We start from the raw sequence: 22722 nt of genomic DNA on the forward strand, positions 1-22722 counted from the left end.
ATGAATAAACATTATCTTTCGTCCTTGTTTGCGCCGCGCTCTATCGTGGTGTTTGGCGGTAATCGCGAGCAGTCTGAAAAACTCACGCCGATGTCGCGGGTTTTGTTGCAGCATTTAGAGAGCAAAGAATACCAGGGCAACATTACCTATCTTGATATCGCGATGAAAGGCACGCTCGGTGATCTCGCCGCATCGCGTGCTGATCTGGCGATTATTGCGCTGCCTATTGATCAATTGGCGGCGGCGTTGGAAGTCGCCGGCCGCATTCAGTGTCGTGCCGCTCTTATTTTGTCGATAGGCGTTGACGCTATTCTGGCGAAGAAATTGCATGGCATTGCTAAAGAGCATGAGATTTATTTGCTAGGCCCGAATAGCTTGGGTTTTCAATGTCCAAAATTGCATTTGAACGCCAGCGCCTTAGGCAAACTGGCGCAGCCTGGCAGTCTGGCTGTGGTGTCGCAGTCGGGTGCACTAACCAGCTCTATCTTAGATTGGGCTGGAAAGAATGGCGTTGGCTTTTCGGCCGTGGTGTCCTTGGGTATGAATACGTCAGTGGATCTGGCGCAAGTACTTGATTATCTGGCGGACGATGCGAATACACAAACCATTGTGGTTTACATGGAAGGTATTAGTAACGCTCGTCGCTTCATGAGCTCATTGCGGGCTGCCGCGAACTCTAAGCCAGTGATAGTGTTAAAAGCCGGACGCAAACCGGAAGGTTCAAAAGCTGCGTTGACGCATTCAGGCAATATCGTTGGTAGTGACGCGATTTTTGATGCGGCATTGCAGCGCGCTGGTGCAGTACGTGTGCATTCTATGGTGCAGTTGTTCGCTGCTGCCAAATGTCTGTCTGCTCGATATTTGCCTATGGGGCGACGTCTGGCCGTGATTTCTAACGGCGGTGGCCCCGCAGTGTTAGCTGCCGATCATGTCAATGAAGTCGGCCTGGAATTGGCGAAATTGTCGGTCGATGTCGTGAAGGATTTGAGTAAGAAAATCTCACCGTTTGCGGTGATTGATGAATTGATCGATTTATCACAAGATGCCGATGCAGCGCATTATCGTGCTGCCGTGACTGCCTGTGCCCATAGCTTGGAGATCGACGGCATCTTGGTCATCTTGTCACCAATTGCAGGGGTTGATACTGGTGCGATTGCGCAAGCTTTGGCTGACTTGCAGGCCACTGTCGGTAAACCTTTGATCAGCTGCTGGATGGGGGATGAGAAAGTTACCGCCGCCAGAACTATTTTGTTTAAGGCCGGTATACCTAGTTTCCGTACGCCAGAGGCGGCGGTTGATGCCTTTAATCATGTTTCATTATTTCATCGCAACCAGCAATTATTGCGTCAGGTACCTCCGCCCTTATCTCAGTTGGCGAAACCTGACTTAGAGGGCGCGCGTATCTTGATAGAAAGCGTGTTGGCCGAGCGACGCAAAGTGTTGACGGAAATGGAATCGAAAGCCTTGCTATCGGCATTCCATATCCCAGTGACCAAAACGATCTTGGCGCGCAGCGCGACTGAAGCGATGTTGGTTGCTAACCAATTGACCTACCCTGTTGCATTGAAAGTTGACTCTGCGGATATTCCTCATAAATCCGATGTGCAAGGTGTGGTCTTAAATATAGCGAGTGCAGCAGGTGTCCGCGATGGCTGGCAGGACATGATGGCGCGGGTAGTGCAACTGCGTCCCGATGCCAAGATTAATGGCGTCACCGTGCAAAATATGTCGGGAAAACCATTGGGACGCGAACTTTTTATCGGCATCACTACCGATGAATTATTTGGTCCAGTGATTTCATTTGGCGTCGGTGGCGTGATGATAGAGTTGATCGCTGATCGTGCGATTGAGTTACCGCCCTTAAACCAATTCCTGGCACATCGTCTGATCGATAGGGTACGCAGCGCTGATTTGCTCGGTGCTTGGCGCGGTGCCGCACCAGTCAATCGCGACGCGCTTGAACAGATACTGCTGCGTGTCTCGGAAATGGTATGTGCTTTGCCGCAATTACGTGAAATGGATATCAATCCTGTCATCGTCGATGAGGACGGTGCTCTGGTGGTCGATGCGCGTATTGTGGTGGATCATTCGCCCGCGGAGCCTGGTAACTATGAGCATCTGGCGATTTCACCTTATCCCTCCGATAAAGAGATGGAATGGCCATTGCGCGATGGTCGTAAATACACGGTCAGACCGCTGCATCCGCACGATGCTGAAATGTTACAGGAACTAGTACGTAAGCTTTCGCCTGAAAGTCGTTACTTCCGTTTTGTATCGTCAATGCGCGAGCTATCGGACCGCATGTTGGCGAAATTCACCTTGATTGACTACGATAGAGAGATGGCTTTGGTGGCCATTTATCGCGAACGTGTACCGCATGATGATGGTAGTTTCAGCGAAATAGAAAAGATCATCGGTGTATCACGTTATGTGACGAATCCGGATAAAAGTACCTGTGAATTTTCCTTATTGATCGCCGATGATTTTGCCGGACAAGGACTAGGTACGCGACTGATGTTATCGATCATTGAGATGGCGCGTAGTCGTGGCCTTGCTTACATTGAGGGGCTGGTGCTGAACAATAATCACAATATGATCAGACTGATGCGTAGTCTTGATTTTGAAGTCAAAAAATACGAAGAAGATCCGGATTTTCGTTTGTGCGTGAAAGCACTATAAATAACAAGGCTGGCTTGATGGTTAAGCCAGCCCCATTTTTGCAGCCTGGAATTAAGGTTGCAAACGGCTGATATTCCAAGCACCATCCGCTTGTCGCGTGTAAGCAATGCGATCATGTAAGCGAGAGCTGCGGCCTTGCCAAAATTCTATAAACTCCGGCACCAAACGGTAGCCACCCCAATGTTCAGGACGCGGTGGATTGTCGCCAAATTCTGCAACAACTTGTGCCAGCTTATCTTCGAGCTGTTGACGATTAGCGATGACTTGGCTTTGACTTGAGGCCAGTGCGCTTTGACGGCTGCCTAACGGCCGGCTATGAAAGTATTTGTCATTGTCCGTGTCAGATATTTTTTCGATACGACCTTCGATTCGCACTTGACGTTCCAGTGGTATCCAAAAGAAGAGTAATGCAGCATGTGGATTTTCAGCCAATTCCAATCCTTTTCGACTGTCGTAATTAGTGAACCATGAAAAGCCACGCTCATCAAATTCCTTAATAAGTACGATGCGAGAAGAGGGTTTGCCCTCAGCATTGACGGTGGACAGACTCATTGCATTCGGTTCAGAGACTTCCGCTTTTAAAGCTTGATCGAACCAATGGGCAAATTGCTTAATGGGATCATGTGCCACATCGCTTTCTGCGAGACTGGCGAGTTGATAATCTTTTCGTAGGTTGGCAATAGACATACATGTTCCTTCGTTTACATTTATTAATTAATTCTGAGCTCGATGTCGAAACCAGTTTTCTAAGACGGCCTTTTTACTATGCATCAATACCACGGCGGGCTTGCATAGCCTGACCTAGTTTGTACATTTGTTCTGGGCTAAATAATCGCATCGCCATAGGCGCGATCTGCGTTTCCTCGATTTGCATATGCTCTTGATAAAGGGTTTGAAACGCAGTGACGTCGAGATTGTTCAAATCAGCAGCACTACCGCTTGAGATGGGGTCTAGTTGCGCTTCTAACACTTGCCACAGCGATGCCATTTGTTGGTGTTGCTGCAGAATAGTGGGCAGTAGCGTTGCGAGTAATTCCGCATCGGCGGCTTGGGCGGTTTGTACTAGGGTTGGGAGCAAGTCGATCTCTTCGTCGTCATGGTGCAGTGGCGCCGCATTTTGAAAATATTTTAATACCGCCAATGCGGCTTTTTGCGCTTCGACATCTGCACCGTGTTGCGCCAGATGCGGCAACAGTTTTTCTAAAGTGGCCAGTTGTTTACGAATACGATCATGACAATGTTTGAGAACCGCTAGTGGCTGATCAAAGCTGGGTGCGCTTGCAAATAGAATATCCATGATAGTGTATTTCAGCCTTTTTTCAGCGTTTGGAGTGTTGGTGGAAAGTGCGGTATAGAAAACAAAATTATCCTCTATTCTAGTCATTTGCGCCGCTTCATCTCCGAGACCATTTGCGCGAAATCAAGTCTAAAATGCTTATTTGACCCGAAGCTTGTAAAATGGCGGCAGTTCTACTCGTGCTTATTTGCTCGTTTTTTGCTTGCCTTCGCCTGCACTAGCTCAATATTTATTCAAAATTCAAAGAAATCCTTACCTATGCAACACGCTACCTCCCCAATTGAGCCCTCAATATCTTCACAGGACGACGATGTTGATTTTGAACGCCGCTTTGGTGGGATTGCACGCTTGTATGGTGCTCAAGGCTTAGAAAGATTTAAACAGGCACATATCTGCGTGATAGGTGTGGGTGGTGTTGGCTCATGGGTGGTAGAAGCGCTTGCTCGAAGCGCCATCGGTGCGATTACAATGATCGATCTGGATAATGTCGCCGAGTCGAATATAAATCGTCAGATTCAGGCCACAAGCGAGACCTTGGGTAAGGCAAAAGTGACGGCTTTGGCTGAACGTATCGCCACGATCAATCCCTACTGCAAGGTACGTGAAGTTGAAGAATTCATAGACCCAGATAATCTGGAGCTCATGATAGGTAGTCAAAAATTTGATTATGTGATCGACGCGATAGACAGTGTAAAAGCTAAAACGGCCCTGATTGCCTATTGCCGTGAACATCAGATTCCCTTGATTACCATCGGTGCAGCGGGTGGTCAGACTGATCCGGGTAAGATCGAAATCCGTGACCTGTCACGCACTGAACAAGAACCTTTATTGGCATTGGTGCGCAAGCGCCTGCGCCAGAATTTTGGTTTCCCACGTGGTATGAAAACTAAATTCGGTATTGACGCCGTGTTTTCTATGGAAGCTTTGACCACACCAGAAACTGCTGAAGTATGTGCAGTTGAAGGCGATAGCACTAGCTCTGGAGATAACTCAAAAGGCATTTCGGGCTTGAACTGCGCGGGTTTTGGCTCTTCTATCGTCGTGACCGCTTCTTTCGGGCTGGCCGCTGCGGCGCATGTCCTGCGTAAATTGGCATTTCAACCTAGCTGAAATTTATATAGACCTAAGCGCTCTTCGCTTTGGGCTCGCCGCGCAAAGCCCAAATAACACCCGCTAAACACAGTATCATGCCGCACCATTCTATCCAACCCGGATGATAGCTCTCCAATTTGATCGATAGGAGGACCGAAATAATGGGGGTGATGACACCGATAAAAACGGTTTTCTGTGCACCAATTCTATGGATCAAGGTGAAGTAACACGCAAACGCAATCACTGAACCAAATAGTGACAAATAAATCAGTGACAACCAATAATTGAGTGTGGACGGTATCGTCCACGGTTGCCCGGTAACTATCGCAAACAGACTAACCCACATGGTTCCCCAAGCCATCGCCCACGCCATCGTCAGCAGCACATTTTGATTGTGCTGGCGCACTTTGACCACGACCAAATTGCCAAAGGTACTAGCCAGTGTTGCAGTCAGTGCGAGTCCTAAGCCCAGCAAGAAATGGGTGCTATGACCTGAATGCGTTTCTTCCCAATTACTTTTGAGCGCTGGGAAAAATAATAAAATCACACCGGTTATTGAAACCAAGGCAGCGACCCAAATGCGCCAGGTCAATGGTTTTTGAAAGAAGATTCTTTCCGTAATCGGCGACCAGATCACCATCAAGGCAAACAAAACGGCGACCAAGGCCGATACTAAATATTGTTCAGAAGAATAGGTACACAAATAACTGAGCGAAAACGTGAAGAAGCCTTGCAGCGCTAACCAGCCTTGTGTTTTCCATGGAATCTGCAAACGATCTTTGCGTAGCCAGCACCAGGCAAACAGCGTGAGTGAAGCGAGGCCAAAACGATAGGCCACGGAGACCGCAGGCGCGACTTCCCCTAATTGTTGTGTAATGGCCCAAAAGGTCGAGCCCCAAATTAATGAGGCGATGATGAAGAGTAGTGAGGATGGCATAAGGCGCTAGTTTACCTGCTTTCCAAGCTTCTCGCTTCGAACCACCACACTTTTTATCTATCTGTTTTGGTGCTGTCGACCAGACGATGTCAACGACAATTACCATGTCCTTTATCGCTAAAAGCAGAGGTATTTGTGTCGGGTGTTGCAAGAAACTCCCAGTCGTAGCTGTTGGCATGCAGTTGTAGTTTCAATACGCCGTGAACCTCGTTTTGACGAATGTCGCTGATGCTTTTTGGAAAAAACATGGGCGTGAGTTTGGCGCCGCCCGTACCGACGACAAAACTGCGTATGCCGGCATCACTACGTTGTCCATTTTTATCAAGCGGTGTAAAGCGTTCGTAGTTGTGATCATGGCTGGTCAAGACAATATCGGCACCAGCATCCGCTAATAAGCGCCATGCTTCTTGCATGTTGGCGTTATCGCCATGACCGCCTGATGAGAAGACGGGATGATGCCAAAACGCCAGAAGACAGCTGCCCTGTCTTTCTTTCAATTCATTCTTTAGCCACTGCATCTGCTCGCGCATGGCCTGATCTTTGATATTGCTGTTTAAAGAAAGTAACAACCAGTTGCCTATGATTTTTTTGTAGTAACCGCGTCGACCTGATCCCGCCAACTCGTCGAAATAATTGTAGTAGCCTTGCGCCAGTGGTACGCCATAGTCATGGTTGCCAGGCGAAGGTAGGGTGCGTGTTTTAAACTTACCCCAGGTTTTGTCATAGCAATCGCTGAATTCGCTTGGTTTGCCGATAGGATAGGTGTTGTCACCTAGGGTAATTGCATAGGCGTTTTTATCTTGTGCCAAACCGTTCTCTATCAAATTCGCAGTTTGTGCTGCCATGGTCTGTTCGGCAGGCTTTCTGCGGCAATCTGCAATATCGCCTGCGGCAAACAGAGTGATGCTTGTTTGCGTGGATTTAGCATTAAGTTTGCTGTCTTTGTTTTCCTTTTGTGCTTGTGCATGACTGAGGTTGAACGAGAACAGTGATAGAGCAAATAGGCAAAGGCCAGGAAGAGACGGCGGCATCGATAGTGATAGAAAATAAGGTAAAGCGGTATTTTACGCCTGAAGCTACGTACCGCAGATTCGTTCTGACTTAAAAGTTAAAAAATATAAACCTAAGAGAGCGGGCAAGAAAAAAGGTGAAATCCATTACTGAATTTCACCTCTTATTTTTAGCGCCTATTTACTTCAAAAAAACACGATGCCTCGTGTTTCGTACGACCGAATTACTTACCAACTTTAGACTGATCACCCGCGGTAATTACTGAGATCGCATCCGCTTTCAATAATTTACGCAATGCGTCGTTCACTTGGGCTACAGTAAGCGCGGCTACTTTTGCTTCAAAGGCTTTGTCGTAGCTCATCGTACGGTTGATAGCAAGGTAACCTGCTAGCTGTGCCGCTAATCCTGCATCTTGAGTGCGACCAACTTCTTCTGATTGTTTCCAACCTTTTTTCGCTTCGATCAATTCGGCATCGGTGAAGCCTTCACTCAGCGCTTTTTGTACTTCTTCACGCAAAGCGGCTTCTACTTTTGCTGTATTTTGCGGCGCACTTAAAGCATAAGCGGCCCACAATGCAACCGGATCTTGGCTAGGCACATTGAGGAAAGAACCAACGCCATAGGACAGACCTTCTTTTTGACGAATACGATCAGCCAAGCGACTGCGCAAAGCGCCACCACCCAACATATGATTTGCCATCAAGAGTGCGGGATAGGCTTCTGCATCGTCTTTGATCGCAATCGGATGCACGGCTAACAAGAAGCTACTTGCTTTGTCTGGTGTGTCCAAGGTGATTTTTTGACCTGCGACGGCTTTCATATTGCGTGGAATGCGGGTGTAACTTTGTTTCGCTTTCCAGCTACCAAACAGACTATTTAGTTGCGTTTTTAAAGCGTTCGTATCGAAATCACCGACCGCAGAGAATGTCGCACTTTCAGTACCGTAATAGTTTAGGTGGAATGCCTTAACGTCTTCCAATTTGACTGCTTTGATTGCTGCAACCTGTTCTGGCAATGTACTTACATGACGTACGTGACCGGCAGGTGTTTCATCGGTCAAGCGTCCCATTGCATTACTTGCTTGCGCTTGTGGCTCTGGAATGGATTGTTCGATGCGACCAGCAACTGCCAGTTTGAATTCCTCAAACTCACTGGCCGGGAAACTAGGTTTCTTCAAGACTTCGGCTAACAAATCTAAAGCAGCAGCTAAATTGTCGCGTGTGGTGGTAATCGTCGCAGTAACACCTTCCGCGCCGCCGCCTATCGCAACTTGAGCATTCAATTTATCAAAACTGTCTTTGATTTCTTGACGCTTTAGGCGCTCTGTACCTTTGTTCAGCAAGCCTGCAGTGAATTGACCTACTTCTGCTTTGCCTTGCAAACTAGCTTCAGTGCCCAGACGCAAGCGCAGATTGATACTGACCGTTGCACCTTTCGTTTTCTTAGCCAATAATGCTAACTTCATACCGTTAGGCAAAGCCGAGCGTTGTGTGCGAGCTTCGATATTATCTGGACTAGGATCAAACGCTTCGCCTTGGGCGACGACTGCCTGACCTTTATAGTCCTTAACCATAGACATTACATTGGGTGTGCCAGGTACTTCGGTACGATCCGCGGTGTCGGTCGGGATGAATCGACCTAAAGTACGGTTTGTCGTTTTCAAATACTTTTCAGCGGCTGCTTGTACTTCTTTTAATGTGATTTTTTCTAATTGATCACGTTCCAAGAAAAACAAACGCCAGTCGCCTGCCGCCATTGATTCTGTCAAAGCGATCGTGAGTTTCGCAGTGTCATTTAAGGCCAGTTGAATTTGTTTTCTGGCATTTTGTTTGGCGCGATCTAATTCTTCTTGCGTGATAGGCTGCGCTTTTAAGTTTTCTAATACTTTCAGCAAGGCATCTTGTGCCGCGTCGAGATTACTTTCTTTTGGCACGATCGCGCCGAAGATGCCGTAACTTGGTTCTAAATTGCTGACTGTATTGTAATTAACGGCTGTCGCCAATTTGGTTTCTACCAAGGCTTTATGCAAACGACCGCTTGGTGCACTGGTCAGGATATCGGACAATAAACCCAAGACATTAGAATCAGCGTGAGCGGACGGTGCCATGTGATAGCCGGCGCCGACGAATTGCGTACCACCACTACGACGCACCGTCACTGAACGTTCACCATCTTGGGTTGGTTCTGCGGTGTAAGTTGGTTCGATTACACGGGTCGGTTTTGGAATGCGGCCAAACAAGTCGTTGACTTGTTTCAGAATAGCGGCTTCATCAAATTTACCTGCGACCATCAAGATCGCATTATCTGGTTGGTAGTATTTTTTGTAGAAAGCGCGCAAGCGTGGGATGTTGACTTGTTCAATATCAGAGCGCGCGCCTATCGTTGATTTGCCGTAGTTGTGCCAGTCGTACGCAACCGCCTGAATCCGTTCAGTCGTGACGCCAATAGGATCGCTTTCGCCGATTTCAAATTCATTGCGAACTACAGTCATTTCGCCTTTTTGTGTTTTTGGATTCCACAAATCGTTTTGATCAATTGCTGCATTCAGCATGCGATCCGCTTCCATCGCCAGCATCTGACGCAGATTGTCTTGATTCGCTGGGAAAGTCGCATAGTAATTAGTGCGGTCATACCAAGTCGTACCGTTGAAATCAGCACCCGTAGAGTTCAACACTTCGACTGGGGACTTCGTGCCTTTTTTGATACCGAAGTTAGCACTAGGTTTGAACAGCAAATGCTCTAACAAATGCGCCATACCTGTTTCGCCATAGTTTTCGTGGCGTGAACCCACCATGTAGATGATATTGGTGGTAATCGTCGGCTTACTTGCATCCGGGAACAGAACGACGCGCATGCCATTGGCCAGTTTGTACTCAGTGATGCCTTCTACTGAAGTTACTTTTACAGGTGCCGCTTGTGCGGATTTTGCTGGTGTGGATTTGGTTGCGTTTTGTACTTCCTTGATTGGCTCAGCGGAAAAAGCGAGGCCAGGCGTCAGAATGCCGGCACTTAACATCAGGAGCGTAATAAGTTTCACAGGATATTTCCTAAAAAAGACATAGAGGGTGCACAAGTTAGACTATTTGCTAAGTATTTGCAATTAGCTAAAAGTAATTTTTGACATCTTTAAAAAATAAGCGCGATTTTTCAACAACTTATAGAGGTGAAGATAATGCGAGACAAATTTTTCTAAAACAAACTAGTTTGTCTCGGTACAGTTTCTTCTTCTGTTAAGGATTTTTTTGTGGCTCGCTTAGGGAGCGGTGCCGCTTTTGCCCACATCGCCTCTGCTGGATAGAGTTGTAGAAAAGCTCTGGCCATGTCTGGATTGCTGCAGCTGAGCCAATCGTCATACTCCGCTTCAGGAATAATCACTAAACCACGTTTCTCATCACCCGGTTGATGAAAACGTTTCATCATCGGATGGTTGTCCGCATTAATCGTAATTTGGGTGAAGGAAAAACTCTGCTGTCCATTCTCTTCGTCCCAGGCTTTGTACAAACCCGCTACCGCAAAATCAGAACTACCTTCGACACCGATTTGCCAGCGCACGGGAACACCACTTTCGTAATTAGGTTCATAGAAATTTTGAAGTGGAATCAGGCAGCGTTTTCCTTCGCGCCAAGGGCGAGCAAAGCTACTGAGTTCGCCTATGGTTTCGGCGCGTGCATTCATGGTACTAAAGCGTTTGCCTGGGGGGAGTTTTGTTTTGGGAATTAACCCATAGCTGCCACGCATGGCCTGGCGTCGCTTCAACGCATCATGGGTGATAAATGGTGCGGCATAGTCTTGCCAAACTTCATTTTCCCATTCACTGCCAGTGTGATCCATTGCATAAAATTTTTCAGCGATCTGATCTTTTCGACTTGGGGTGTAGTTAATGCACATGTTGGTGTTGTTTGGTTTGCGTTTTTAGCTGAGCCAGGGAGAGCGAGCAAGCTAGGAAATACCGCATAGTGTAGCGGAACTCGTTCAAATGTGCAGATAGGAAGAGCCAGTATTTGCGTGACGGCATGACATAGCTTAGATCACAGACCAGGGCATTTCTCATGAGGCGATTTACCAACAAGTGCAGACATTACTGGTGCTAAACGCTTTGAGTCAGTAGCATGTATTCGTCACTAACTCAATTTGGAAAACCTTCCAACCAATATGAAGAATAATAAGCCCTTGGGTTTCTGGATGTGTACTGCTTTGATCATAGGTAATGTCATCGGCATGGGAATCTTCATGCTACCGGCTTCCTTGGCACCTTATGGCTTGAACGCTTTTATTGGTTGGGGAATCACACTAGTCGGTTGTATTTTCATCGCGCAAGTATTTGCCAATTTTGCGCGTGCCTTTCCACAATCCGACGGGCCCTACGCTTACACCCGCTACGCATTTGGAAATGGGTTTGCGTTTTTTATTATGTGGTGTTATTGGGTATCAGTCTGCATTACCAATTCGACCTTAGCGATAGGTATCGTCGGCTATTTAAGCAGCCTGTTTCCTATGCTAGCAGAGACAGCATGGCTCGCACCTTTGAGTGCGATAGCCTTGATCTGGTTCTTTATCATCGTCAACTTACTAGGTGTCCAAACCTCAGGAAGAGTACAGGTGTTGAGCACCCTGTTAAAACTCTTGCCTATGTTGGCAGTACTTCTACTTGGCGCATTCTTGTTAAGTACCAATGCCTCAGTCTTCCTGGCGCAAATTCCGAGTACGCCTTTGTCCTGGGAAGGCAGCGCTGCAGCCGGTACGATCGCCTTATTTGCGATGTTGGGGGTAGAAAGTGCCACTATCCCCGCAGGAAAAGTGCGTGATCCGGAAAGGACTATTCCACGTGCAACGATGGTGGGTACTTTTATCACCGCGGTGATTTACATTGGTGTTTCAGCGATTCCTTTATTGCTGATTCCGCAATCTCAGTTGGCGAGTTCGAACGCGCCTTTCGTTGACTTGTTTCATCGTTACTTAAATGCCGATTCAGGCTTGTGGATCGCCTTGTTTGTGATCATCAGCGGACTAGGTGCGCTTAACGGCTGGACCATGATTGCGGGTGAAATTACTGTATCGATGGCGAACCATGCCGTTTTTCCTGCCTTCTTAAAACGTCATAATGGGCGAGGTGCTCCTGCTTCGGCTTTAATCGTGACTGGTGTTTTAGCGAGTGTGATGATTTTAATGAACTATAGCCGCAACTTGGCGCAGGGTTTTACGTTTTTAAGTGTGATGGTGACGGCGGCGAATATGCCTTTGTATCTGGCAGTTGCGGTCGGCCTGTTTAAGCTGTGGAAGCAAAAGCGTTTGACCGATAAGTTGAACCAGTCTTACTATTTGGCGCTCTCTGCTTTGTTTGCGACAGCCTACTGTCTGTGGGCTTTCGTTGGGGTCGGTGCCGAATCCATGCTTTGGGTTTGCGTATTGGGTTCAGTCAGCTTGCCTATTTTTCTTGGTATGCATTATTGGCAGAAAACATAAAAACGTTTTTCCATTAAAAATCGCGCCACATGATGGCGCGATTTTTTTATCAACTATTTTATAGCTTAGTTGCAGCCTAATAAAGTGGCGCTGCGAGTGCTTCCTGTGCAAAACTATTTGTAATTGCCGGACGCTGTACTAATCGTGCCAAGTAAGGCGACAGGTGCGTGTAGGTGCGTGCGGGCTTATGCATATTGCGGGTCCAACGACAGAGCATGAAGAGAAATAGATCTGCGATCGACAAGGATTTTCCAAGGAAATAATCACCGTCCGATTTTGCTAATTCCGCATCGATGTAGCTGAGCATCTCGGCCACTCGTTGCTCTGCGTGGTTCTTAATTTGTTCTGCCGTTTCTGCATTGTCAGCCAGTCGCTCAGGATAAAAGTAACTAAGCAGTTCCGCTTGCAACGTATTCGAAAAATACATCATCCATTGATACAAACGTGCTCGTTCAACGCTTCCCAGTGCTGGATTCAAGTGAGCGGCATTTTGTTGAGCAGCATATTTATCCGCCAGATACATACAGATCGCAGCGCTTTCGGTTAAACGGATTTCCTTGTCATCGAAGATATCAATTAAGAGTGGAATTTTTCCCTTGGGGTTGAGCTTTAAGTAGGCCGCTTGCTGGTGTTCTTGTTTGCTGGTATCGACCAATACTAATTCATAAGCTAGCCCTAATTCTTCCAATAGAAAATGGGGGGCGAGACATGCGGTACCAGGGGAGTAGAAAAGTTGCATCATGGTGGCATAACTCCAAGTGAACGAAAGGAAAGTGAACAAGTGTAGAGGAAAAATGCATAAGCCGCATCGGTGCGGAGACATTGCAGAAGAATAATTAGCAATTGCAATGAACTTTTGTGCAGAGCAGCAGTCTGAACTCGCGTAAGCTTTGCTTGCTTCTATTTGTTTTATTGTTACCGACGCTTTTAATTCCGCTGTTATTTCACTATGTTTAAAACTTCTTTCCCTGTTTCTGTAATGGTCGCTGCGCTTGCACTTGCGTTTCCTTGTTCTGTGTTGGCTCGAGATAGTGTCAACCTACCAGTGGACCACCTTGAGAATGCCGATCAAAGTAATCAAAAAGCAGTCGATATAGAAAAGAAAGAAGTGCCTAAAGCGGGCTCTGCTCTGACGCCTGCGGCAGTGAAAGCTATTGAAAGTCCAACCCAAAAAGTACAAGTAAAAGGCAATCGTGAATACGATGCTCGTCGCTTTGATACGGCTAGTAAGATCGTCGTCACCCAGGAAGAGATCGCCCGTTTTGGCGACACTGAAATTACCGATGTTTTAAAACGCTTGCCCAGCGTCAGTGTCGTTGGCGGTGCGATTCGTATGCGTGGACTAGGCGCTGGATATACGCAAATTTTGCTCAATGGTGAGCCTAGTCCTCCGGGTTTTTCGATTGAAAGTTTGGCACCTGACCTAATTGAACGAATAGAAATTGTGCGATCCGCCAGCGCTGAATTTAGCGCACAGGCGGTAGCGGGTACGATCAATATTATTTTGAAACGTTCGATATCGATGTCGCAGCGTCAGGTTAAGCTCGGCTATTTTCAAAGAGGTGATGTGCCAAGCGGCTTGTATAGCAGCTTTCAATTGTCCGATAAGTTAGAACAGTTTTCTTATAGTCTGCCTTTGAATCTGAATGTGGGACGTTTTAGTAATAATGAGAATCGAAGCCAGACTCGCAAAATGGATAGTCAAGGCGTGACTACCCAGTTACGTCAAAATACTTCGGCTAATGAAAATCACAATCGTTCAGTGTCTTCCGCCCCTCGCCTGAATTGGACTCTGGATAATGAAGACCTGCTCAGTTACAACGCCTTCATCAATGTTAACGAAAGTGAAGGCCGCAATCGCGGCAACACCAATAGCTTAGTAGGTATCGCTTACAGCTTTCCTATTGAAGATTACGATACGACCAATGAAGGGCAAAGCTGGAATAATAATCTGAGCTGGACGCATAAGTTGGGTGATAGTGCCAAGCTGGAATTGCGTGCTGGCACGCATTACTGGCATTCACAATCGACTGGCCGCAGCGTGGGACGCGATGCCAAGCAAACGGCTTTGTTTGATCGACATGTTGATACCGAATCATTCAACCGTGGCTGGACACATAGCGGTAAGTACAATGCGCCGTTTATCGAAGATCATACGATCTCTGCAGGTTGGGAGCTGGCTTCACGCTGGCAGAGCAGTAATAATCTGACACGCGGTACTACAGCGATGAATGAAGTCGTCAGCCCCGTCAGCTTACAAGAAGACGTGGAATTTAAAATTGCACGCACATCTTTATATGCGCAAGATGAATGGACTTTGGACAAACAATTATCGCTGTATCTGGGTTTGCGTTGGGAAGCGATCAGTATGGATGGCCGCGGCAATAGTCTGGATAATGTGCATAACCGTTCTTCCGTACTGAGTCCGATCTTTCAAACCTTATATAAGATACCTGACCACTCTAATCAGCAATTGCGCTTTGCCTTTTCGCGCACTTACAAAGGTGTGAATTCCTGGGATTTGGTACATCGCCGCTATTATTCTACGAATAATTCTGCGACCAGCCCAGACGGCCTTGCCAATCCGAATTTGCAACCCGAATTAGCCACCGGCTTTGATTTGGGCTATGAACACTTTGTTGATGGCGGCGGTGTTTTTAGTGCGAATTTTTTCTTACGTCGTATCAGTGGCATCACCTTGAATCGATTGTTTCAGCAAGATGGTCTGTGGGTAAATATGCCAGTGAATGGGGGACATGCGCAGACCAAGGGCATAGAGCTGGAGGCAAAGTTTCCTATGCGTTTATGGATGGAGCAGGCACCGGCACTCGATTTTCGTATGAATGCGGCATTCAATCATTCGACGATTGATACTGTGCCTGGCCCGAATAATCGTCTGGATGCACAAGTGCCGGTTCGTGCCAATATCGGTCTTGATTACAAACCCGAAGCCTATCCATTAACCGTCGGCGCTGGCTATGCCTTTCAAAATGCAGGTTTAGTGCGGGTCTCTGCGAATCAATTGAATTATGCAAGAGTCAATCGTAGTTTAGAGACTTATGCCTTATGGAAGTTCGACAACATGTCGAACCTACGCTTGTCTATGAATAATGTGATTCGTCAGACGGCATATTCAGAAAGTGAGTACGAAGATGCGCAGGGCAGTGTGCTGCGCCAAAATTACAATCCGTCAAAATTGAATGTACGTTTGAATTACGAAATGCGTTTTTAAACTTTCAATGGGCTAGTCCGCGACCATTATTTTTTTTGGAAGTTGGGTGTTGTTACTCAGAGGCCAGTCACCGGGATTGCCGATGCCCCAAGCCCAGAAAGTACCGTCTTGTTTTACCGCAAAGCTGTTATTGCCACAGGCAAAAATAGCTTTTACTCCGGTGATTTTTGGTGTTGCAGGAGATTCCAAAAATCGCCCACCGACACCAGTCCCTAATTGTCCCCAGTCGGTATTGCCCCAGCCTTTGAGTGAGCCATCTTTGAGCAAAGCCAAGGTATGCCTGCCATTAACACCAAGTGATATGGCCTGTGCATTGCTAACACCTTTGACTATTTGCGGTGTGAGCTCGTAACCATGATTCATCCCCGGTGGATCTGTGCGCAAGCCATTTCCAAACTGAGCTTGAAAGTTGGCGCCCCACACCCATACTGTGCCATCTTTTTTCAATGCGGTAGAAACACCCTGTCCGGCAGCGACCATTTTGACATCTGATAATCCCGGCACTTCCTCAGCGCGATCTATCGGTGTTTCTTGACGTGGCGCTCGTCCCGAACCGCCGTAGTGATTCGATCCCCACGCCATTACCCGACCATCCGCCCTTAATGCCAGTACATGTTCGGACCCCATAGAAATCTGCGTGATGTTTTCTACGCCAGGCACAATAGTCGGCGTCATATTAAACACGCCAACTTCCTCATAATACTTAGCAAATTGTCCGTCACCTCGCATACCATATATACGTGAACCCCAGGCCATCACTTGACCATCACGCAGTAATGCCAGCGCGGTGTTTCCATGACTGATGATGTTGATGGCGTGACTGATGCCGGCAAGTTTTAATGGTATTGCGCCCGTTTTATTTTCCCATGTGAGGACACTGCCATCTTCAAGCACCGCATAGCTACGTTTCCCTATGGCGACGTCGACTACTTTGCCGGGCAGACTTATTTTGGCTAAATCTATTTTTGTGCTGTGCCAACTATATACGCTGCCATCTGACATCAGTAAGATTTTTTCGCGATCACCAGCGACTTTGATTACTTCGGCTGCAAATGCTGCTTTGAGAGAGGCGAAATTGAAAACCAGACAGGCAATCAGGTATAGAAATAGGCGCATGACAGAACTCCTTTCAACGGAAAATTGAAAAAGCTTTTTAATGCTACTGAGCTGCTATGACTACATTATCGCTAAGCGCATTAGCGATACGCTTTAATTAGCTTGGCGAGTGTGCCATTTTTATTGCCCACTTTAAGGGCTTGGTCGAGTTTGGCAATGATGTCCTCATATTGCCCTTTTTTTGTCGCGAAGTGCTCGGTGTCATAGAAAATCGGTTGATCTGATACCTCAAAATGAACACCTTTAGCACCAGAATAATCATTGAAGAGTTGATTCACGTATTTTTCAACTTCATGCGCTTCTTTAAACTGACGCACCGGCCATAAAATTAAATCATTGCTCTTACTGATGAGTTTGTTCAGACGTGCGCTGTTAAACAGACCGTCTTCCTGCACCGTGAACACAATATTACGGGCTTGTTCAAAAGTGCTGCCATGACTATATCCACGGCCTATGTTAACTATTTTTCCGCGCAGATCTTCAAGTGATTTGATACTAGGCTTGGGCTTGCCGTAGGTGATGCCCCAAACGGTTTGCTTCGTAACTGCTTGTGAATACTGGTATAGCTTCAAACGTTCCGGTGTTGGTGATAAACCAAATACGATGCCATTACCTTGTAAGGCTTCAAGTTGCGCCCGTTTCCAAGGCAATATTAATTTTTCGAACCTGACATTGGCGGTGCGTTCAAAGTAGGACAGGATTTCTAAAAGATGATTGTCTGGTGGGATTTGGTTACCATTGCTATCGAGATTTTCAGGTAAAAAAAGTTTCACCTGTGACTGCGCATGTACCTCCGACATTGCACCGGAGAGACCAAGAGCTAAAATCAAGCCAGATAAAACAAAAAGTGATTTGCGCATACCTGCTAAAAATGACTGGAAAATACCATGCGGCAGTATCACTGCGAACGAAAAAACTTGCAACCCACTTGCTACATTTGTCCCGAATTTGTATCTGAATTGCACTTCTTTTTTGATCCCTTGCAATAACACCAGTTATTAGAATGTCATTGTTGAGTTAAGCTTTGTGAAGTTTGGCTCGTTGATTTCAAAGATAGAATTTAGGTTTCGCAAATCTGGGTGAAACGTTAGAATCGACTGGTCTCCACTTTGCATAAAACTTGCTCCATCTCAGATGACTTGTATGCGTAAATTTTCCCAAACATCGTATCGTTTCTTCTTGCAGATAGCGGTGTTTTGTAGTGTTACTGTGCTCGCTAGCTTTTCCCATGCCGATATTCTTAAGCTAAAAAATACTGATCAAATAAGTGGTCGCTTGCTTAAAGTAGACGCTATGAAAGTAGTGATAAAAACAGAATATGCAGGCGAAGTAACTATAGATACGGATGCCATTAGTAGCTTATCGACGGATACTAGCGTGTCTTTTTTTGAGGTAAGCCAAACTTTTTCTCTACCTTTGCAAGCGCAGTTGCAGATGAGTTCACTGAATGGCTACGTCGGAGTCGACGGAAAAAATATTCCAATTTCAGCGCTGAGGTTTGACTCATCCGAAGTGACGAAGGTCGACCAACGCGGTATTTTTGATGGATTGGAGGGGAGAGTTGATGCCAGCTTGGAAAATTCACAGAATAAGACACCGGCCCGGTATTTAGAAATCGATGGAAGTGTAACTTGGGATATGCAACCGTGGCGGCATAAGTTAGACGGTAAGATTAGAAATTACACCGAGGACAATGAAAAAAGTGAGGATAGTAAAAAGCTTGAGTATTCACTGGATTATTTCTTTACGCCCGAATGGTTTATCCGGGCCAATAATTTCTATCAAAGCGATCGCGTAACGGCTGGAAGCAATCTTTACTACCATGGCTTAGGTCTGGGTCGTAATTTGTGGAAGGATAAATCGGGCAGTGCCGAAATAATGGGAACGTATAACAGCTTGGTACTGGGTAAGGGACCAAGTCAATTTCAATTAAATGCCTGGGTAGTCTCACTTGATTTCAAACGAAAATTCAATCATGGCAAATGGGAAGCTTACGCTAAAGCCGATTGGTTATTTCCTCAGCATGTTCCGGTGAGCTTAATCATGCAGTCGGAACTTGGTTTGCGCTATCAACTCAATACTAGTATTTATCTGACCGGAAAACTGGTTTTCGATATGAGCAAGTTTTCCGTTGGCACGGTGAAAAGTCACAGCTACAAGATGGGAATAGGAACACGCTGGTAATACTGCGGCTCTGCGAAGATGCTTGTCCGCCTGTGAGACTGGGATCATGCTATTAACTCTAAACAATGTCGCCCTATGGCGTGGAGCCACAGGGCGAGTTTGTTGTTAACTAGATTGGTAATCCTGTCAGAATTAGTGAGTCTTATTTTTCCTTTAATTTGGTACCGGATAAGGTCGCTACGGCCGATAAAGTCGTTTGCGCAGCATTCAGACCTAATAAAAAGTCTTTATCTGAGTAAGTATTGAATACGTCAGTAGGTTGGTGCCAGTTGGGATTCCAGCCAGCACCTATTTGCATACCGCGTTCATTTTCACGTAAGGAAATGGCCGGCACCAAATCCATGAACGGCACAGAATCCGTATTCGTCATATGGAAACCCACCGCCGCAGGATAGTTAGTCGCGTATTTGTCATTCGCTGCACGGAAGAACCAGGCCAGTTTTGCGGCGCCATCAGCTTGCTTTGAGGTTGATTGATATTCGATGTTGACGTCGGCTTCGGCTCTTTGTTCTTTTGGCGATTCATAGATCGGTTTGCCTTCTGCGTCCAGTACGGGTTTTCCTTTTGCGTCAAGTTTTGCGACAGGCATGCCGTGATCCCAGAGCATCATGTCGTGTTGTATCATGCCCAGCCATTTTGGCTCAGGGTATTTGCCAGAACCTTTTGGTGATTCTATCCCTTGCAAATCTTTGCGTTGTTCAACGTAAGCGTAGGCGCCGTTCAATCCAGTCTCTTCGTTATTCCATAAGACAAAACGGATAGAGCGATCAGTCTCAACATTGGGTGCACTGAATATTCTCGCCAACTCCATCACGATAGCAGTACCAGAGCCATTGTCGTTGGCTGCTTCACCAAAGCCTATGCCATCCATATGGGCACCGACGATATACATTTCTTCGGGATGGGTTTTACCGATCTTGGTGCAATACACGTTTTCCCGCATTGTGGTACCAACCGGTGTTGGTTCTGCATTTAAAGCACGCAGTTTTTCATCTGGTTGTAAGAGTGGGTCGGTATTCACGCCGGTTTTTGCTCGCTTACCAAATAAGGTACTACCGCCTTGTCCTGCTGCACCTCCAAGTCCGCCACTTGGAATGACATTGCGACGTGGCGCAGGGCTGGCATTGGCTGGAGCAGGTGCTGCTTGGGTGTAGTTGTATTGCAGACGTTCGGTATTGGTGCAACCATAAGATTTTAATTGCGCTTCTATCCAATCCAAGGCTTTGCGGTTGCGCTCTGTACCTTGGCGACGATCACCAAACAAGGTCAGAGATTTAATGGTCGTTTTATACTTCTCCAACTCTAATTTTTGAACTAGCTGAACCACGACATCATCTGATTTTAGTGCGCTACCCTGCAAGATTTCCAGTGACTGTGCATGACTGGCAGAATTGAGGCCGACGAGACATAAGCCAGAAATTAAGATTTTGTTTTTATAGCTTGCTTTGAAAATCAGGTTCAAACTCAATGTGAAATTAGTTGTGAATTTAGATGCGAATTTAGGTAGAAACTCAGGTGAAAAAATCATAGTACCTCCGGTATCGTCGATGCCCCATTATAGGGTGCTTTTGTCGGATCAGCGATGTAGGATAGCAATGAGACAGGGCTATAACAATAAGTAAGTGTCGTCTTTTCTATACAGAATTGCGAATAGTGAAATTTAATGACCAGTGATCTCTTTTGAAATGATGTTCAGTGAACAGAGACAACACAGACTGGCGCGGCGTACCTGGTTAATGCTTGTTTAAACACCATTGAACCCTTAATTTTTGCATTTGATCGCAAACTGCCAGATTATCGAATGAGCTTACGGTATTGTGTGTTTTTTTTTGTAAATGCCTTACTCTCCCGTAATCCGACTATCTATAATATTCAGGAGTCTCTATGAAACCAATATTCAGTGCCTTAGTTTTAACCCAAATCGCCTTCGCTACACAGCTATTAATGCAGTCCCCGGTCAGTCTGGCACAAGACAGTAATAAATCATCTTTAAGCGCGCGGGGCGCGGCAACGACAGCGACTATCACGCAGCAACTCGACCAAATCGGAGCCACCTATTACAAAGCGAATCAACCCGGCGCTACCGTGATCGTGGTGAAGGACGGTAAAACACTTTTGCGTAAAGCCTATGGCATAGCGAATATTGACAGAAAGGAACCGTTGCAAGCGGATTATGTGATGCGTTTGGGTTCGATTACTAAGCAATTTACTTCAGTCGCTATTTTGCAATTGGTAGAAGAAGGCAAAGTCGCTTTGAATGACCCAGTGACAAAATTTTTTCCTGATTATCCGGCAAGTGGTAAAAGCATTACAGTTGAACACTTATTGACCCATACTTCAGGTATCCCAAGTTACACCGGTAAGCCCGACTTCATTGCTACGGCAGGCAAAGACATCAGTGTGCAGGAAATGGTCGATAGTTTTAAGAACGACGCTTTAGAGTTCGAACCAGGTACTGCCTACAAATACAATAATTCCGGCTATTTCTTGCTCGGTGCCATCATAGAAAAAGTGAGCGGCGAACCCTATGCCAAGTTTGTAGAGAAGCGTTTGTTCGCGCCGCTAGGCATGAAAGACACCGCCTATGAAGGCTATGAACGCAGCAAACAAGCACGTGCCGCTGGCTACTCACAACTCACTGGCGAGTTCCAACCAAGTATGAAAATCAGCATGACTCAACCCTATGCTGCCGGGGCACTGACCTCGACCGTTGACGATCTGGCGAAATGGGATGCCGCTGTCAGCGCTGGGAAATTACTGAAGGCGGATCATTGGAAACGCGCTTTCACTTCCTACAAATTAAAGAACGGGCAGGATACCAATTACGGCTATGGTTGGGGCATAGGCCAATTTGAATCGCAGCCTATGATTTCTCATGGTGGCGGCATCCCCGGTTTTTCTACTTTTGCTTTAAGTTTGCCTAAGGACAAAGTCTACGTTGCCGTGTTGACTAATGCCGATGGTGGTTTAGCCCAACCCGAGATGGTGGCAATGCGACTAGCTGCTGCTGTGATCGGTAAGCCTATTCCTGAATTCAAAGCGGTAACCCTTGATCAGAAAACTTTAGATCAATATGCCGGTGTTTATCGTATAGATGAAAACAATCGACGCATTGTGGTGCGCGAAGGCGACAAATTAGTGATGACTCGTACCAATGGTCCGCGCACTGTCATGCAGCCGTATTCGCAGAATGGCTTTTTTAAAGACAATAATTCTTTGTTGCGAGTCGAGTTCAATAGAAATGCAAAAGGCGAAGTGATTGAGGCAGTCGTGCATCAACAAGGTACTTCAATTTCCCATCCAAAATTGAATGAAGCCTTACCTGAAGCGCCAAAAGCGTTTGCCATGACGCCAGAACAGTTTGATGTGTTTGCCGGTGACTATGAACTTAATCCCAATTTTGTTTTGAATGTACGTCGTGAGGGTAATAAATTCATTACTCAAGCGACTGGTCAGGGCGCAGTCAATATTGTTGCTGTCAGCGCAGACACATTTAGCGCACCTGACGTAGGCGCCCAGTTAAAATTTGAAAAAACTGCCGATGGAAAAATCACGCAGTTGGTTTTGACGCAAGGTGGGCAGAGTATGCCAGCAAAGAAAGTAAAGTAATAGTCGTTCCGCAAAATAGAAAAAGCGTCAGAGAATTATTTCTGACGCTTCTTTTAAAGTGAAATCAAACAAAGAACGCTTGAGGAGTAGGGTGCGCCACGC

General features: G+C 46.4%; 16 protein-coding genes. 6 read left to right on the plus strand and 10 right to left on the minus strand.

Annotated features, from left to right (window positions below; translation table 11 throughout):
• Window positions 1–2679, plus strand: a complete 2679-nt coding sequence (locus ACO0KZ_RS12855; protein WP_422995759.1) for a GNAT family N-acetyltransferase — start codon at window positions 1–3, stop codon at window positions 2677–2679.
• Between the two features lie 51 nt (window positions 2680–2730).
• On the opposite strand, the gene pdxH is transcribed toward ACO0KZ_RS12855, so the two are convergent.
• The gene (gene pdxH, locus ACO0KZ_RS12860; protein ID WP_422995761.1) at window positions 2731–3366 is read right to left on the minus strand and encodes a pyridoxamine 5'-phosphate oxidase; all 636 of its coding nucleotides are present in this window, start codon (window positions 3364–3366) and stop codon (window positions 2731–2733) included.
• Between the two features lie 76 nt (window positions 3367–3442).
• Window positions 3443–3976: a hemerythrin domain-containing protein gene (locus tag ACO0KZ_RS12865; protein WP_422995763.1), complete on the minus strand. Its 534-nt coding sequence runs from the start codon at window positions 3974–3976 to the stop codon at window positions 3443–3445.
• Window positions 3977–4234: 258 nt separating this feature from the next.
• Between ACO0KZ_RS12865 and tcdA the strand changes: the two genes are divergently transcribed.
• Window positions 4235–5086, plus strand: coding sequence for a tRNA cyclic N6-threonylcarbamoyladenosine(37) synthase TcdA (gene tcdA, locus ACO0KZ_RS12870; protein WP_422995765.1), 852 nt, complete (start codon window positions 4235–4237; stop codon window positions 5084–5086).
• Between the two features lie 13 nt (window positions 5087–5099).
• Here the strand turns inward: tcdA and ACO0KZ_RS12875 are convergent, their stop codons facing one another.
• The 4 genes from ACO0KZ_RS12875 to ACO0KZ_RS12890 form a co-directional block, all read right to left on the minus strand.
• Window positions 5100–6005, minus strand: a complete 906-nt coding sequence (locus tag ACO0KZ_RS12875) for a DMT family transporter (RefSeq protein WP_422995767.1) — start codon at window positions 6003–6005, stop codon at window positions 5100–5102.
• A gap of 89 nt (window positions 6006–6094) precedes the next feature.
• Window positions 6095–7036, minus strand: coding sequence for a metallophosphoesterase family protein (locus ACO0KZ_RS12880; protein WP_422995769.1), 942 nt, complete (start codon window positions 7034–7036; stop codon window positions 6095–6097).
• Between the two features lie 203 nt (window positions 7037–7239).
• Complete coding sequence (locus ACO0KZ_RS12885; RefSeq protein ID WP_422995771.1) at window positions 7240–10053, minus strand: M16 family metallopeptidase; 2814 nt, start codon at window positions 10051–10053, stop codon at window positions 7240–7242.
• Window positions 10054–10205: 152 nt separating this feature from the next.
• The gene (locus ACO0KZ_RS12890; protein ID WP_422995773.1) at window positions 10206–10904 is read right to left on the minus strand and encodes an SOS response-associated peptidase; all 699 of its coding nucleotides are present in this window, start codon (window positions 10902–10904) and stop codon (window positions 10206–10208) included.
• A 264-nt stretch (window positions 10905–11168) separates the two neighbouring features.
• On the opposite strand from ACO0KZ_RS12890, the gene ACO0KZ_RS12895 reads away from it, so the two are divergent.
• Window positions 11169–12479 carry an amino acid permease gene (locus ACO0KZ_RS12895; RefSeq protein ID WP_422995775.1) on the plus strand — a complete coding sequence of 437 codons (1311 nt, stop codon included), beginning with the start codon at window positions 11169–11171 and terminating at the stop codon, window positions 12477–12479.
• 76 nt (window positions 12480–12555) lie between these two features.
• On the opposite strand, the gene ACO0KZ_RS12900 is transcribed toward ACO0KZ_RS12895, so the two are convergent.
• The gene (locus tag ACO0KZ_RS12900; RefSeq protein ID WP_422995777.1) at window positions 12556–13221 is read right to left on the minus strand and encodes a glutathione S-transferase family protein; all 666 of its coding nucleotides are present in this window, start codon (window positions 13219–13221) and stop codon (window positions 12556–12558) included.
• Window positions 13222–13428: 207 nt separating this feature from the next.
• Here ACO0KZ_RS12900 and ACO0KZ_RS12905 point away from each other — a divergent pair, with 207 nt between their 5' ends.
• Window positions 13429–15711 carry a TonB-dependent receptor plug domain-containing protein gene (locus ACO0KZ_RS12905; RefSeq protein WP_422995779.1) on the plus strand — a complete coding sequence of 761 codons (2283 nt, stop codon included), beginning with the start codon at window positions 13429–13431 and terminating at the stop codon, window positions 15709–15711.
• A gap of 12 nt (window positions 15712–15723) precedes the next feature.
• Here ACO0KZ_RS12905 and ACO0KZ_RS12910 read toward each other — a convergent pair whose 3' ends face one another.
• Entirely contained in the window at window positions 15724–16827 is a 1104-nt protein-coding gene (locus ACO0KZ_RS12910; RefSeq protein ID WP_422995781.1) for an RCC1 domain-containing protein, read from the minus strand.
• 80 nt (window positions 16828–16907) lie between these two features.
• Window positions 16908–17687: a substrate-binding periplasmic protein gene (locus ACO0KZ_RS12915; protein WP_422995783.1), complete on the minus strand. Its 780-nt coding sequence runs from the start codon at window positions 17685–17687 to the stop codon at window positions 16908–16910.
• Window positions 17688–17970: 283 nt separating this feature from the next.
• Between ACO0KZ_RS12915 and ACO0KZ_RS12920 the strand changes: the two genes are divergently transcribed.
• Complete coding sequence (locus ACO0KZ_RS12920) at window positions 17971–19011, plus strand: DUF481 domain-containing protein (protein ID WP_422995785.1); 1041 nt, start codon at window positions 17971–17973, stop codon at window positions 19009–19011.
• 142 nt (window positions 19012–19153) lie between these two features.
• Here the strand turns inward: ACO0KZ_RS12920 and ACO0KZ_RS12925 are convergent, their stop codons facing one another.
• Window positions 19154–20539: a M28 family metallopeptidase gene (locus ACO0KZ_RS12925; RefSeq protein ID WP_422995787.1), complete on the minus strand. Its 1386-nt coding sequence runs from the start codon at window positions 20537–20539 to the stop codon at window positions 19154–19156.
• 356 nt (window positions 20540–20895) lie between these two features.
• On the opposite strand from ACO0KZ_RS12925, the gene ACO0KZ_RS12930 reads away from it, so the two are divergent.
• Complete coding sequence (locus ACO0KZ_RS12930; protein WP_422995789.1) at window positions 20896–22620, plus strand: serine hydrolase; 1725 nt, start codon at window positions 20896–20898, stop codon at window positions 22618–22620.
• Window positions 22621–22722 lie beyond the last annotated feature (102 nt).

The sequence above is a fragment of the Undibacterium sp. Di24W genome, assembly GCF_049340325.1.
Lineage (GTDB): Bacteria > Pseudomonadota > Gammaproteobacteria > Burkholderiales > Burkholderiaceae_D > Undibacterium.